General features: G+C 61.2%; 11 protein-coding genes and 2 pseudogenes. 2 read left to right on the top strand and 11 right to left on the bottom strand.

Annotated elements, in window-relative coordinates:
• From A3A5_RS0136010 to A3A5_RS0135960, 11 genes and pseudogenes are all read right to left on the bottom strand, one after another.
• Positions 1-200 (bottom strand): annotated as a pseudogene (locus tag A3A5_RS0136010) (IS4 family transposase); the annotation flags it as partial.
• Positions 201-272: 72 nt separating this feature from the next.
• Positions 273-1,739, bottom strand: coding sequence for a PHB depolymerase family esterase (locus A3A5_RS0136005; RefSeq protein WP_018315278.1), 1,467 nt, complete (start codon positions 1,737-1,739; stop codon positions 273-275).
• A 210-nt stretch (positions 1,740-1,949) separates the two neighbouring features.
• Entirely contained in the window at positions 1,950-4,115 is a 2,166-nt protein-coding gene (locus A3A5_RS0136000) for a 3-hydroxybutyrate oligomer hydrolase family protein (protein ID WP_081624078.1), read from the bottom strand.
• Positions 4,116-4,543: 428 nt separating this feature from the next.
• Positions 4,544-5,587: a branched-chain amino acid ABC transporter permease gene (locus tag A3A5_RS0135995; RefSeq protein WP_026201467.1), complete on the bottom strand. Its 1,044-nt coding sequence runs from the start codon at positions 5,585-5,587 to the stop codon at positions 4,544-4,546.
• Positions 5,587-6,471, bottom strand: coding sequence for a branched-chain amino acid ABC transporter permease (locus tag A3A5_RS0135990; protein ID WP_026201466.1), 885 nt, complete (start codon positions 6,469-6,471; stop codon positions 5,587-5,589). The genes A3A5_RS0135995 and A3A5_RS0135990 overlap by 1 nt, the downstream gene beginning before the upstream one ends.
• 77 nt (positions 6,472-6,548) lie before the next feature.
• On the bottom strand, positions 6,549-7,757 hold the full coding sequence (locus tag A3A5_RS0135985) for an ABC transporter substrate-binding protein (protein ID WP_018315274.1): 1,209 nt from the start codon (positions 7,755-7,757) through the stop codon (positions 6,549-6,551).
• Positions 7,758-7,836: 79 nt separating this feature from the next.
• Positions 7,837-8,562: an ABC transporter ATP-binding protein gene (locus tag A3A5_RS0135980; protein WP_018315273.1), complete on the bottom strand. Its 726-nt coding sequence runs from the start codon at positions 8,560-8,562 to the stop codon at positions 7,837-7,839.
• Between the two features lie 14 nt (positions 8,563-8,576).
• Positions 8,577-9,353, bottom strand: a complete 777-nt coding sequence (locus tag A3A5_RS0135975) for an ABC transporter ATP-binding protein (RefSeq protein WP_018315272.1) — start codon at positions 9,351-9,353, stop codon at positions 8,577-8,579.
• 194 nt (positions 9,354-9,547) lie between these two features.
• Positions 9,548-9,964, bottom strand: a complete 417-nt coding sequence (locus A3A5_RS0135970) for a cupin domain-containing protein (RefSeq protein WP_018315271.1) — start codon at positions 9,962-9,964, stop codon at positions 9,548-9,550.
• A 42-nt stretch (positions 9,965-10,006) separates the two neighbouring features.
• A complete protein-coding gene (locus A3A5_RS0135965) occupies positions 10,007-10,783 on the bottom strand; it encodes a 3-hydroxybutyrate dehydrogenase (RefSeq protein WP_026201465.1) in 777 nt (258 codons plus the stop codon).
• A gap of 64 nt (positions 10,784-10,847) precedes the next feature.
• Positions 10,848-12,239 (bottom strand): GntP family permease, encoded by a 1,392-nt coding sequence (locus tag A3A5_RS0135960; protein ID WP_026201464.1) that lies wholly within the window; start codon positions 12,237-12,239, stop codon positions 10,848-10,850.
• Between the two features lie 250 nt (positions 12,240-12,489).
• Here A3A5_RS0135960 and A3A5_RS0135955 point away from each other — a divergent pair, with 250 nt between their 5' ends.
• Both A3A5_RS0135955 and A3A5_RS40060 read left to right on the top strand, forming a co-directional pair.
• Entirely contained in the window at positions 12,490-13,977 is a 1,488-nt protein-coding gene (locus A3A5_RS0135955) for a sigma-54-dependent Fis family transcriptional regulator (protein ID WP_018315268.1), read from the top strand.
• A 247-nt stretch (positions 13,978-14,224) separates the two neighbouring features.
• Positions 14,225-14,480: pseudogene (locus tag A3A5_RS40060) on the top strand (DDE-type integrase/transposase/recombinase); the annotation flags it as partial.

The following is a 14,480-nucleotide window of genomic DNA, read 5'->3' as shown; positions in this document are numbered from 1 at the left end:
GGGCGCAGGCCAACGGCAACCAGCGACATGATCTCAACCGTCGTCGAGAACAATAGCTCCCGCGTGTACTGCGTTTCACGCTCCTGCTCGAACAACTCGTCGATCCAGGCCGCATCGAGGGCGCGTTGCAAGCCCAGACGCGCCATCACACTGATCGGGCTGTGTTCGATAAAGCGTTCCACCACTGCATCCAGTACCACGCTACTCACTCCGGCTTTCGTTCGAGAACACGGAGGGTGCCCTATTTCTCGTCACCTTGAAAGGGGTGCCTGTTAGGGGCAATTGCCAATGACATAGTATCCGGCGGCAGTTTGCGCCAGCGTGTTGGTATAAAAGAGATTGTCCAGACCCATGTTCTGGTTGGAACCATTTGCGTAGGCAGTCCCCCCGGAATCATGCGCGCGACCGGCTTGCACATGCGCGTAGTTGCTGGCGGTGGTAGCGGTACACGAGAAACTGCTCTTCGTCGTTGCCGACACGGCTGGGGACTGCTGGCTTTCCCCCGCCGTTGCATCAACTGCCGTCACGGTGTAGCTGTACGTCGTGCCGGCAATCAGGCCCGAATCGGTGTATCCGGTCGAGGTACTGGAACCTACGTTGGTGCCATTTCGATAGATGTTGTAGCTGTTGGCGTTCGTCACTGCGTTCCACGACAGCGATACCGAAGTTGCCGTCGTACCGGAGACCGTCAGCCCTGTCGGCGCCGTGCCCGCCTGCCCCGCGCTGCTCCCTGCACGCAGGTTGTTCTTGACCCAGAAGTCCATGACGAAGACTGGGTAGTTGATATGGGTTGCGTCAACATAGTTGGTATTGTTGCCGCCAGTTCCAGCGGGCCAGGCGTGCGCCATGCCAGATACCGAGATTTCGTGGGTACGCAACTTTCCATTGCTGTCGGTATAGGGGGTATTTGTGCCTCCACCAGAAATCGAGGCCGTCGCCCCCTGCGTAAAGCTGCCGCCGTAAATCAACCGAAAGGCCGCAGTATCCATAGGACCATATGCCTGCGCGACGGTGTAGTCAGACGTGCCCCAAACGGCGCCTGCAATCTGACTGGAAAACTTGCTCGCATTGGAGCCCGCCCATTGCTTGCAATTGTTGGCCGCTGTTGTCGCGGTATAGCCGGAGGGCACGTACCCGATCTGCGAGGTCGTTGTGCCCGGAGGAGGGCCCGCGTTGATGCCGATGCCGGCGAAAACATCCGGCGCAATACAACCCAGCACCATGGTCATGCCGCCGCCGGAGGACAGGCCGGTCACATACACCTGGTTGGGATCGATCGCATACTGCGCATTGGAAACAAACCGGTTGATCAGATCCATCAGGATGCCGACGTGGCCAGTGGTACGGCTCGGCGATGTATTTGCATAATCCCAGCAATGATTGCTGTAGACATTCCCGGTGGCGTTGGGCGCGAGAATGACCGCGCCATACTGGTCGGCAACCGTTTTCCAGTTGAACCCGCCACCGCTGGAGTTGTCCACCACGTCACCGGAGGCGGTCTGAAGACATCCGTGCAGGACCAGGACGAGGGCCCGCTTGCCGTTGGGCGTCGTTGGCTGCGTCGACGGCCAGTAAAAATAACCCGTAAGGTTGCCGCCGTTGACCGAATCCGAGGCCCAGGTCTGCTGACTGCTCCACGCCCCGGGACCGGCCGTCGCCGCATGCAGTGAAAACGCCGCGGAAAGCGACGCGAAAAACACCAATATGGTCGCAATGTATCGCCACCGATGGTTCATCATGATGTCTCCTTGCTCTTGTTAGGATTTGATTTTCCACATCGTGTGGTGGTGGCCCCGGAACTTTGCAGCCGATGGCCTTGCTCTCCACCACCGTCATATGGCACCGCGACAAACAAATGCGGTGGGTTCATGTTTAATGCTCGAGACCACCATGAACCCACCATGTGTTCGCCATGCACCCGCGGTAGCTCATGGCGACCAGGCGCTGGCCTAGTTCGGAACGTTTACGGAATTTCCCGTGACGGCAATAACGTCGCCTGGCGCCGGCGTGCCCGCGATCGGCGGCAAGTTCGACGGCAGGATCTGCGGACCCAGCAGCGCGGTATTGCTGCCGCCTCGCGGCGTGGTTCGGACCACTTGTGACGGAGGCAGTGGTGTGCTGTTGCGCAAGTTGGCGTACACGGCGTCGAGAGCCCTGTTCAGATACACATGCATCGGGACATAGCGCGCGGCATAGCCTGGTACCACATCGATGAATCCGTCAAAGTGCTGGCCATTGGTCACTTCGATATACGACAGCTTGCTGGCATTGCCTTCCGCCTTCCTGTTGAGACCCAGATACGGGCGGGACGTGTGGTTCACCGGCAACAGGCCATCGCTACGCCCGTGAACGATCATCGCCGGCTTCCCACCCAGGTTGCCCGTACGGTAAGTTTCGCCAATGCCCGTCATCAACGCCTGATTGCTGTTTTCAAACAGCGCTCGCAGGCAGAGCGCACCATCAACGTTGGCATCGGCCGCGTTCGTCGACGGCGATGTCGAAGCAAAATCCTTGAGCGGACCGCTCGGATTGGCATCGTTCATCAGTGTCACGGACGTGGTCGGAGGAACGCCGTTGCCGGTGGAGAAAAGACCAGCCAGAGAGTTTGCCGGCATGGGTGCCGGGACATTCGTGCCTGTGCCCGGAGACGCGAAGCTGTAGTTGCACAGCCTGTCGGTCACAGCGGCGCGCGAGTACGCATTGGCGTAGGTCACGGAAATCGAGCTACTGACTTCAAGCGCGGAAAGCGACGCCGAAAGGTCGTCAGACTCCGACTCCCAACCGGCGTTGTGCATGGCAAGCAACGCCGCGGAGGCCCGGTCGGCCAGCACTGCGCCCGTCACCTTGTTCTTGCTGGCCAGAGACGCACATCGATTCACCGCGGCCTGCCCCGGAACAGCGGCATAGGGCGCATTCTGGAGCGAGGCATCCTGGCTTGCGCAAAGCTGGTAGACATTCGCGATCGTCGTGTAGTCGTACAGATGCTTGCCGGATGCCGCCACCGGCACCCCCCCACGCTGGACAACAATGCCGCTGGCCGGGGGAATGTTTACGTTCGGCTCACCAACCGCCACGCCATCGATCAGCCTACCTGTGTCCTGCTCCGCCGCGGCGATCGCGGCTCCGCCTCCGTTGGAAATGGCCGATGCAATTACCAGCACGTTCGCCGGCGTAAACGTCGCCTGGCGCGTACCGTCGGCACTGCCCGTGCCGAATTTGTCATTGATCGCCCACAACGTGAACTGAATCGCCTGCAACGTGTTCTTGCCCCAGCTTGCCTCGGGGTTCTGCTGTGAATGCGCATGCTTGAACGCCAGGCGGTGCGGGAAGGTGCCGGTGAAGCTGGCAAGCGTCTGGGAACTGCCAGGCTGAGCGGCAAAATGCGCAAGATTTCCGGCGGTGGCACGGGATTGCCGCGTGCCGTCGATCAGCGCGACCGTGTCCGAATCCAGATCATGGGGCGCGGCGCCAGTGCCCTTGTCCGTATATGCCACGGCGCAATTGTGTTTAAGCCCCCACTCGCCAACCGCAATGCCGCCGTAGATGCCACGAGAGCCAGACGAGGTTGCGGAAATGATGCAAGGGTTCTTCGTGTCGAACGTATCAGGAACCTGAGCCATCACCGTCACGTTCCGCCTTCCGGTGCCATCGTCCGCAAAGGCCAGATACTCGCTTCCCGCGATCTTGCCTTGACCTGTAGTCGTCTGCCCCTGCGCATCAACGTTCGGCCCATAGAGTGAGCCATAGCCGCCCACTGCTTGTACATCCACAATAGCGCGGTAATTGGTCCAGATCGCATTGCGTCGCAACTCCGCGGCAGTTGGGGCGCCGGGGTTGGCAAACGCGGGGGCTGCTGCCGCAAGACCGTCCTTGCCCAGACCGGCAGTCAACAGATCGTCCGTGTTGCCATCGTAGCTTTTGACTCCAACGGATCCTGTGATAAAAGACGGCTTGGCATTCGGCGTTACCGTGGCAGGCGCCCCGGTATCCGCCTGAGCGGATCCATCGCCGCCGCAGGCCGAGATGAAAACTGCCATTGCGGCAGCGGGAATGGCAGCCAAACGCCACACATAACGCCGCCTGCGCATGGATGAACTCGTAACATGGCTCAGCATGAGAATGTCTCCTCGTTGTTTCTTGACTAGTTTTGGAGTCTTAACCTCGCCCCATACGTGGCGAGTTGCTATTGGCGCCAACAGCTCCTGCAACAATTGACGACTTGATATTGGCTGCTACCGCGGCAGGCGCCCTGGCATCTGCCTGAGAGGAGTCTTCACCACCACCACAGCCGGCAATGAGGACTGTCGTAGCGATCACGGGAATGGCGGCGAAACGCCATGCACTACGGCGTCTGCGCGAGGATGGACTCGTGACGTGGTTCAGCATGAAAATGTCTCCTTGTTGTTTGTTGACTGGTTGCATAGTTGATCTCGCCTCATACGAGGCGAAACAAATTGCACTGAAGCGCCAATAGATACGTGGCCCACGGGACAGGCGTCACGACGCCAGCCGACTTCAAACGCTCCGGATCAAGCCCTCGACGTCAGTCACGCTTGCGTGAGAAGAGAGCATCCAACTCTCCCATGATCCCGCGCCGGAAGGTCAGCACGCAGATCACGAAGATCACACCGGTCACCATCGTCACGGACTCGCCGAGCGAATTGAACCAGTCCAGGCCGGTCACCGACGCCAGGAACGTGCCGATATCCCCCAGCTTGTTCTCCAGCGCCACCACCACGAACGCGCCGACAATCGGGCCGGACAACGTGCCCAGCCCGCCCACCAGCGTCATCAGGATCACCGAGCCCGACATGGACCAGTGCACGTCGGTCAGCGTCTCGAAGCCGAGCACCAGTGCCTTGATCGACCCGGCCAGGCCCGAGAGCGCCGCCGACAGCACGAAAGCAGTCAGCTTGAAGCGGTCCACGTCATAGCCCAAGGAGATCGCGCGCGGCTCGTTCTCGCGGATCGCCTTGAGGATCTGGCCGAACGGCGAATGCACGGTGCGCACGATCAGCGCGAAGGCGCCCACGATGATCGCCAGCGCCACGTAGTAGAGCGTCAGGTCATCGGAGAGCGACAGCACGCCGAACAGCTTGCCGCGCGGAATGCCTTGCAGACCGTCCTCGCCGCCCGTGAACGGCGCCTGCAGGCAGAAGAAGAACAGCATCTGCGCCAGCGCCAGCGTGATCATCGAGAAGTAGATGCCCTGCCGACGAATCGCCAGCGAACCCACCACATAGCCGATCAGTGCTCCGCTCAGCGTGCCGAAGATCAGGCCAAGCTCGGGCGTCACGCCCCAGACCTTCATCGCGTGCCCCGCCGCATAGCCCGCGCCACCGAAGAACGCGGCATGGCCGAACGACAGCAGCCCTGTAAAGCCGATCAGCAGGTTGAAGGCACTCGCGAACAGCGCGAAGCACAGCACCTTTAGCACGAACACCGGATACAGGCCTCCTAACGGAGCGACGACCAATGCCAGCAACAGAAATCCGTACAGCAGCTTCTTCTGCACTCTTTGCCCATTTCGGGCTCCGCCCGCTTTGCTGGCGATACCGCCGTGCGCCGACGATGTGGATGCGGTCATCACTTTTCCTTTCCGAATAGCCCAGCCGGGCGCAGCATCAGCACGATCACCATGATGAAGAACACCACGGTCGACGATGCCTCTGGATAGAACACCTTGGTCAGGCCCTCGATCACGCCCAGCCCCAGGCCCGTGATGATCGACCCCATGATCGAGCCCATGCCGCCGATCACCACCACCGCGAACACGACGATGATCAGGTGCTGCCCCATCAGCGGCGACACCTGGATCACTGGCGCGGCCAGCACACCGGCAAACGCGGCCAGCGCCACGCCGAAGCCATAGGTTAGCGTGACCATCAGCGGCACGTTGATGCCGAAGGCTTCGACGACCTTGGGGTTCTCGGTGCCGGCGCGCAGGTACGCGCCCAGCTTGGTCTTCTCGATCACGAACCACGTGGCCAGGCACACCATGACTGAGGCGGCCACCACCCATGCGCGATAGTTCGGCAGGACCATGAAACCGAGGTCGGTGGCGTCCTGCAGCGCATCGGGCGGCGAGTAAGGCAGCCCGGACACGCCATAGATCGAGCGGAACACGCCTTCGATCACCAGCGTGATACCCAGCGTGAGCAGCAGGCCGTAGATGTGGTCGAGCTTGTAGATCCAGCGCAGCATCGTCTTTTCGATGATCACGCCCAGCACGCCGACCACGAGCGGCGACAGGATCAGCATCACCCAGTAGTTGAGTCCGGCGTATTCCATGCCCGCCCAGGCCAGCAGCGCGCCGAGCATGAAGAGCGCGCCGTGCGCGAAGTTGATCACGTTGAGCAAGCCGAAGATCACGGCCAGCCCGAGACTCAGCATCGCGTAGAAAGCGCCATTGACTAGCCCTAGCAAAAGCTGGGACAGCATGGCTGGTAGCGGTATTCCGAAGATTTTCATGGGCGTCGATTGTTTATTCGTGTCTCCGTTTCTCCCCTCTCCCGCACAGCGGGAGAGGGGGAGCCAAACACCACGCCTTACTTCTTCAACAGCGAGCACTTCGACTCGGTCGGCGTCGTGAACGCCTGGTCGCCCGGAATCGTCGCCACGACCTTCAGGTAGTCCCACGGCATCCTCGAATCGGCCGGCGCCTTCACCTGCATCAGGTACATGTCATGGATGTTGCGGCCGTCAGCGCGGATGTAGCCCTTGTTGTAGAAATCGTTGATCTTCAACTTCTTCAACTCGGCCATCACCTTGTCGGCGTCATCCGTCTTGGCGGCTTCCACAGCCTTCAGGTACGTGCTGACCGCGGAGTAGTCGGCGGCCTGCAGGCTGCTCGGCATCTTCTTGTTCCGGAGGAAGAATCGATTGGCGAAAGTGCGCGTCTCGTCGTTCATGTCCCAGTACCAGCTGTCCGTCATCAGCAGGCCCTCGGTGTTCTTCAGGCCCAGCGAATGGATGTCGTTGAGGAACATCAGCAGGCCGGCGATCTTCATGTTCTTCGTGATGCCGAATTCCTTGGCGGCCTTGATCGAGTTGATCGTGTCGCCGCCGGCGTTGGCCAGGCCCAGGATCTGCGCCTTCGACGCCTGCGCCTGCAGCAGGAACGACGAGAAGTCAGACGCGGATAGCGGATGGCGCACTTGCCCCGCCACGGTGCCGCCATTGGCCTTCACCACGGCCGTGGTGTCGTTCTCGAGCGAATGCCCGAACGCGTAGTCTGCGGTCAGGAAGAACCATGATTTGCCGCCCTGCTTCACCACCGCGCTGCCGGTGCCCTTGGCCAGTGCCACCGTGTCATACGCGTAGTGCACCGTGTACGGCGAGCACTCTTCGTTGGTCAGACGGGCCGTGCCGGCGCCCACGTTGAAATAGACGCGTTTCTTCTCCAGCGCAATCTTGTTCATCGCAAGCGCTGTACCCGAGTTGGTGCCGCCCAGCAACAGGTCCACACCTTCCTGATCCATCCACTCGCGCGCCTTCGACGCGGCGATGTCAGCCTTGTTCTGGTGATCCGCCGAAATCAGTTCGATCGGCTTGCCGAGCACCTTGCCACCGTGGACCTCGATGGCCATCTTCACAGCATCCAGTCCGCCCTTTCCGTCGATGTCGGAGTAGAGGCTCGACATGTCGGTGATAAAACCAACCTTGATCTTGTCGTTGGATACCTGGGCCATTGCGGCGGTAGCCGCCATGCCCGTTGCCAGGGCCATCGTTGCTACAGCGAGCGTGGTCTTCTTCATGGTCTTGTCTCCTAAATTTCGTTGCGTCGTTGCGGCGGCATCCATGCCGCCTGTTCATGCCTGTGGGTATAGCGGCAGCTCAGACCCCAAGTAGTTCATTGAGCACCGGCATCTTGGCCTGCAGCTCGGCGGCGGCAAAGCGTTCGACGATCGTGCCGTGTTCCATCACGTAGAAGCGGTCCGCCAGCGGCGCGGCAAAGCGGAAGTTCTGCTCCACCATCACCACCGTGTAGCCCTTTTTCTTGAGCATCAGGATCATGCGCGCCAGCGCCTGCACGATCACCGGCGCCAGGCCTTCGGAAATCTCGTCGAGCAGCAGCAGGTTCGCCCCGGTGCGCAGGATGCGGCCCACTGCCAGCATCTGCTGCTCGCCGCCCGACAGGCGCGTGCCCTGGCTCTGGCGCCGCTCCTTGAGGTTCGGGAACATCTCGTAGATCTCGGCCTCGCTCATGCCCTTGCCTGCGTTGGCGCCCTTGAGCATCGGCGGCAGGAGCAGGTTCTCCTCGCACGACAGGCTCGAGAAAATCGCCCGCTCCTCTGGGCAGTAGCCAATGCCGTAGTGCGCGATCTTGTGCGTGGGCAGGCCGATCGTCTCGTGCCCGTTGACCTTGATCGATCCCTTGCGCGTGCCGGTCAGGCCCATGATCGCGCGCATGGTCGTGGTGCGCCCCGCCCCGTTGCGGCCCAGCAGCGTCACCACCTCGCCACGCATCACGGTCAGGTCCACCCCGTGCAGGATGTGCGACTCGCCGTACCACGCGTGCAGGTCCTTGATCTCGAGGGCGGGTGTGTTGTCGTTCGCCACGTCTCCGCTCCTCGTCAGTGCGCGCCCTGCAGCTCGGCGTCGGCCGTGCCCATGTACGCTTCCATCACGCGCGGGTCCTTCGACACCTCGGCGTACAGGCCTTCGGCCAGGATGGCGCCGCGCTGCAGCACCGTGATCTTGTCGGCAATCGACGAGACCACGTTCATGTTGTGCTCGACCATCAGGATCGTGCGGCCGGCGGAGACTTTCTTGATCAGTTGCGTCACGCGGTCCACGTCCTCATGGCCCATGCCCTGCGTCGGCTCGTCCAGCAGCATCAGCTCCGGCTCCATCGCCAGCGTGGTGGCGATCTCCAGCGCGCGCTTGCGGCCATAGGGAAGATTGACGGTGACGGTCTCGGCGAATTCGGTCAGGCCAACCTGGTCGAGCAGCTCCATCGCGCGCGCATTGAGCACGTCGAGCGAACGCTCGCTGCGCCAGAACTGGAACGCAGTACCAAGCTGGCGCTGCAGGCCGATACGTACGTTCTCGCGCACGGTCAGGTGCGGGAACACGGCGGAAATCTGGAACGACCGGATCACGCCACGGCGCGCAATCTGCGCGGGCTTCTCACGCGTGATGTCGATGCCGTTGAACAGAATGGTGCCGGTGGTCGGCTCCAGGAACTTCGTGAGCAGGTTGAAGCAGGTGGTCTTGCCGGCGCCATTGGGGCCGATCAACGCGTGGATCGAGCCGCGCCGCACCCGCAGATTGACGTCGCTCACCGCGGTGAACCCCTTGAATTCCTTCGTGAGGGTCCGCGTTTCCAGGATGGTTTCGTTTTGATTCATTGTCTCCTGCCTGCCCTGAATCCGAAGCCGGATCTCCGGGCTCTCATTTTCTTCGACGGGTCGCGCCATTTTTAAATGGGGTGCGCTCGCTCCTGCCAGTTCCTTGTCCACGCGTTACTGCTTCAGGCACACAACAAGGATCTGCGCGTTGCAGCGCACCGGCTCGCCGCCCTAGTCCACGAACAACGTGTGCGTCACCATTTGCCAGGTGCCGGCACGGCGCATGGCCCCTCCACGCCGACACTGGTAAAGTCAGCCGGCCCGACGACCTCCAGATACTCCATGTCCGGCGAGTAATCGAACAGGAAGTGGCGAATGCCAGGTCGCTGATGCACGCAATCCCCTGCTTCGACCAGCGTCTCCTTGTCTTCGTACATGAACCTGGCCCAACCCTTCAGCATGTAAACGATATGAAAATCGGCGCCATGGACGTGCCAGCCAGTACCCTCCTCCGGGGCATTGTTGGCGCGTACCAGATGGGCAATGACCTTGCCGCCGGTTGCCTCTGCGATACCAAGATCGCGATATACGAAGAAGTCACGCAGGCCGCCGCTGGTGAATTCGGTGTCGCCTGGCTTGACGTGAGAGAACTTGTTTTCCTTGCTGGTCATGATTTGCTGCTTTCGAAAATGCTGGTTTGAATTGGGACGGTCCTACTGTGCAGTCCAACCACCGTCAGCCACCCACGTGGCGCCACGAACCTCTGCCGCCAGCGGCGAGCAGAGCATCAGTGCAAAGTTTCCGAGCTCTTCGGGTGTAACGAATCGACCGGACGGCTGCTTCTCGCCGAGCAGGCGGGCCCGCGCATCGTCCTCGGAGAGTCCTTCCCTTTCGGCGAGGTCATTGATCTGCTTCTGCACCAGCGGCGTGAGTACGAAGCCCGGGCAGATGGCATTGCACGTCACTCCGGTTTGGGCCGTTTCCAAAGCGGTGACCTTGGTCAGCCCCACCAGTCCATGCTTGGCAGCGACGTAAGCCGATTTGCCAGCGGATCCGACCAGGCCGTGCACCGAAGCAATATTGATGATCCGGCCCCAATTGCGAGCGCGCATGCCATGCAAGGCATGCCGGGTCGTGTGGAAGCCAGAGCTCAGGTTGATGGCAATGATGTCGTCCCATTTCCGCGGATCAAAGCTCTCGATGGGTGATACGTGCTGGATGCCGGCATTGTTCACCAGGACATCCACGGCGCCGAATCGGACGTGAGCCATGGCGAACATGGCTTCGATCTCTTGCGGGCTGCGCATATCAGCCGGATGGTGGATTGCCTGTACGCCTAGCGTCTCGATGGCGGCGACGGCGGCATCCGCATCACCAAAGCCGTTCAGCACGAGATTGGCGCCGGCTTGCGCCAGCACCTGTGCGATGCCCAGACCGATGCCGCTGGTTGAGCCGGTCACAAGCGCGGTCTTTCCGTTCAGAGTCGTCATAAAATCAGCTGTAATAGATTGGCGCTGCATGCGCGATTACCCTCGCACATACGCTGTTGCTAGATCAAACAATTCCGGTCGCGTAGAACACGAAGATCACGAAGAACACCGCCATCGTCTTGATCATCGTGATCGCGAAGATGTCGCGATACGACTCGCGGTGCGTCAGCCCGGTGACCGCCAGCAGCGTGATCACGGCGCCGTTGTGCGGCAGCGTATCCATGCCGCCGCTGGCCATCGACACCACGCGGTGCAGCACGTCCAGCGGAATTTGCGCGGCGTTTGCACCCTGGATGAAAACGTCCGACATGGCGGCCAGCGCGATGCTCATGCCTCCCGATGCCGACCCGGTGATACCGGCCAGCGTGCTGACGGACACGGCTGCGTTGACCAGCGGATTGGGAATACTGTGCAGCGCATCGCTCACCATCAGGAAGCCCGGCAGCGCAGCGATGACGCCGCCGAAGCCATATTCCGATGCCGTGTTCATCGACGCCAGCAGCGCGCCGGACACGGCGCTCTTGGTGCCTTCGGCAAAACGTGCGCGCACCGCGCCGAATGCCGTCACCAGCACCACCACGATGCCGAGCAGCAGCGCGGCTTCCACGGCCCAGATCGCGGTCACGCTGGCGATCTTGGTTTCGACCGGTTTGGCCAGGCCCGGCAGCGACACGCTGTTGGCTGGGCCGTACCAGAGCGGAATCATGCGCGTGAGCCAGAAGTTGGACACGCCCACCACGATCAGCGGCAGGATCGCCAGCAGCGGCGGCGGCAGCTTGCCGCTTTCCACGCGCTGCGGTTCGTTCAGCAGGCTGGTGCCGTAACCCTCGCCCTTCGCCACATCTGCGCGGCGGCGCCATTCCAGATAGGACAGGCCGACGATGATGATGAACAGCGAGCCCGCCACGCCCAGCGCGGGCGCGGCCCACGAGGTGGTCTTGAAGAACGTGGTCGGGATGATGTTCTGGATCTGCGGCGTGCCCGGCAGCGAATCCATCGTGAACGAGAATGCGCCCAGCGCGATGGCGCCCGGCATCAGGCGCTTGGGGATGTTGCTCTGGCGATAGAGCTCGGCGGCGAACGGGTAGACCGCGAACACCACCACGAACAGCGACACGCCGCCGTAGGTCAGCAGCGCGCAGACGGCCACGATCACGGCGTTGGCGCGCGAGCGGCCGATATAGCGGATCGCCGCGGCGACGATCGACTCGGAGAAGCCCGAAAGCTCGATGACCTTGCCGAACACCGCGCCGAGCATGAACACCGGGAAATAGAGCTTCACGAAGCCGACCATCTTCTCCATGAAGATGCCGGAAAACACGGGGGCGACGGCCGACGGGTCGGTCAGCAGCACCGCGCCAAGCGCCGCGAGCGGGGCAAACAGGATCACGCTGTAGCCGCGATAGGCGGCGAACATCAGGAAAGCAAGAGCTGCAACGACAACAACAAATGACATGAAGTCTCCGAAGATTTTTTTCTGTGCTTCACGTGTCACGGCGGGGGCTGTCAAACGCCTGCACACGTACTCCCCTGAGCCAGTTCAACAGCCGAGGGTTCGGATCCTTCGCATCGATCGTGCCAGCCATAAATGTGCCCTATTAGGCATCCATATCCATCAAAATTCACATGGATTCTCGATTTATGGAAAAAAATGACAATGAGCAATCCATCGTGCGAGAATCCATCCAAAAGAGGAGACAGAAGCAATGAACAGATTGCGCGAGACCGAAGGCAGCAACATGCTGGTCAACTACGATTCCGTCGCACGGCGCGCGATGGATTCGTTGTTCCGGACGTTCGAGAACTTCAGCGAGGGGACGATCGTCGTAGACGCGCAGGCGCGGGTGGTATGGATCAACAAGCGGTATGCCGCGCGATTCGGCTTCGAGGACCCGCAGATGGCTATCGGCCTGGAGTGCGAACAGGTCATTCCGAATAGCCTGATGCGCCAGGTGGTCGAAACGGGCAAGCCGATCCTGCTCGATATCCTCGAAACGCGGCACGATCCGATGATCGTGATGCGCATGCCGATCAAGGACAACGACGGCAACACCGTGGGAGCCGTCGGCTTTGCCCTCTTCGACGAACTCAAGTCGCTCACTCCGTTGTTCGCGCATTTCACACGCGTCCGCGAGGAGTTGGTGGCTGCCCGCCGTACCCTGGAACAGACGCGGCGTGCCAAGTACACGTTTGCCAGTTTCGTCGGCAACTCCGCCGCCACGCTGGAGGTCAAGCAACTCGCACGTCGTGCGGCACAGGCTGATGCGCCGGTGTTACTGCTAGGCGAGACCGGCACCGGCAAGGAACTCCTGGCCCATGCCATTCACGCGGCCTCCGAGCGAGCGGGACAACCCCTGGTCACCCTTAACATGGCCGCGATTCCCGATACATTGCTGGAGGTCGAGTTCTTCGGCGCTGCGTCAGGCGCTTACACCGGTGCCGAGCGCAAGGGCCGTATAGGCAAGTTCGAGCTGGCAGACGGTGGCACGCTATTCCTGGACGAGATCGGCGACATGCCATTCATGCTGCAAAGCAAGCTCTTGCGAGCCTTGCAGGAGAAGGAGATCGAGCCCATCGGCTCAAACCGCATCATCCGCTCGGACGTACGCATCATTGCCGCCACCTCGGCCGATTTGCGCGCCTTGGTGGAAGCGGGAAAGTTCCGCGCGGACCTCTACTACCGGCTCAATGTGCTGCCGATCTGTCTGCCACCGCTGCGGCAGCGTCAGGCTGACTTGTTGCCACTGACGTATTCAATGCTGGAAGAGATCTGCAGTCGGGCAGAGCGAGACACTCCGGTGCTGACGCAGGGCGCACTGAAGCTGCTCGGCCAATATGATTGGCCCGGCAACGTCCGCCAGTTGCGCAATATTCTCGAACGCCTAGTGATGATGCATGACTCAGGCGATGTGGATGAAAGCATGCTTGCCGCCGTGCTCGGAATGCGAGATGCGCCACTGACAGCGTCAACGCCAGTGCAACCCATGCGGCCCGAGGCCGCCATGCCGCCTCTCCCGCAGCTTGGCTACGCCGATGCCATGGCCCGGTTCGAAGCTAACTATCTGCTTCAGGCACTTGCGGCACATTCGGGCCATGTAGCCCATGCCGCCGCCGGCATTGGCATCAGTCGAGCAGCGTTCTACAAGAAAATGGGCGAACACAGGAAGGCGGATCGGATACCGGCCGCGCGATGACGGCGTTGTGGAACCCGGGCGACTGAGCCGTCCGATCGATTTCGCATATCAATCGGAAGGCCGCGGCGCTATCGACCTGCAGTATTCGTGCTTAGCAATGCAGCCACGAATGGTTACGCTGAGAGAGTTGTTTCACACCAATCCTCTCGCACAGCCATGCCACAACGCACGGGACAACTCAGCCTCGGAGCATTCCTCTACCCTTCCGGCTATCACATCGCCGCATGGCGGCATCCCGACGCCTAGACGGCCCAACCAACTGTGGGTGAGTGATTTCACCTACGTTTCGACTTGGCAGGGCTGGCTGTACGTGGCCTTCGTGATCGACGTGTTCGCCCGCTGTATTGTTGGCTGGCGCGTCAGCACTTCGATGACCACGGACTTCGTTCTGGATGCCTTGGAGCAGGCGCTCTACGCGCGCCATCCCGACAACGACGGGACGCTCATTCACCATTCTGACAGGGGATCGCAATACGTCAGCATTCGCTATACCGAGAGGCTTT

The sequence above is a fragment of the Cupriavidus sp. UYPR2.512 genome, assembly GCF_000379565.1.
Lineage (GTDB): Bacteria > Pseudomonadota > Gammaproteobacteria > Burkholderiales > Burkholderiaceae > Cupriavidus.
Note: the sequence above shows the minus strand (reverse complement) of the source record. Positions and strands in the feature narration are given on the sequence as shown.

What these genes read in the sequence shown, in the direction of transcription:
- A3A5_RS0136005 (WP_018315278.1), bottom strand. Translation starts at nt 1,739, where the DNA reads ATGATGAACCATCGGTGGCGATACATTGCGACCATATTGGTGTTTTTC.
- A3A5_RS0136000 (WP_081624078.1), bottom strand. Translation starts at nt 4,115, where the DNA reads ATGCTGAGCCATGTTACGAGTTCATCCATGCGCAGGCGGCGTTATGTG.
- A3A5_RS0135995 (WP_026201467.1), bottom strand. Translation starts at nt 5,587, where the DNA reads ATGACCGCATCCACATCGTCGGCGCACGGCGGTATCGCCAGCAAAGCG.
- A3A5_RS0135990 (WP_026201466.1), bottom strand. Translation starts at nt 6,471, where the DNA reads ATGAAAATCTTCGGAATACCGCTACCAGCCATGCTGTCCCAGCTTTTG.
- A3A5_RS0135985 (WP_018315274.1), bottom strand. Translation starts at nt 7,757, where the DNA reads ATGAAGAAGACCACGCTCGCTGTAGCAACGATGGCCCTGGCAACGGGC.
- A3A5_RS0135975 (WP_018315272.1), bottom strand. Translation starts at nt 9,353, where the DNA reads ATGAATCAAAACGAAACCATCCTGGAAACGCGGACCCTCACGAAGGAA.
- A3A5_RS0135970 (WP_018315271.1), bottom strand. Translation starts at nt 9,964, where the DNA reads ATGACCAGCAAGGAAAACAAGTTCTCTCACGTCAAGCCAGGCGACACC.
- A3A5_RS0135965 (WP_026201465.1), bottom strand. Translation starts at nt 10,783, where the DNA reads ATGACGACTCTGAACGGAAAGACCGCGCTTGTGACCGGCTCAACCAGC.
- A3A5_RS0135960 (WP_026201464.1), bottom strand. Translation starts at nt 12,239, where the DNA reads ATGTCATTTGTTGTTGTCGTTGCAGCTCTTGCTTTCCTGATGTTCGCC.
- A3A5_RS0135955 (WP_018315268.1), top strand. Translation starts at nt 12,490, where the DNA reads ATGAACAGATTGCGCGAGACCGAAGGCAGCAACATGCTGGTCAACTAC.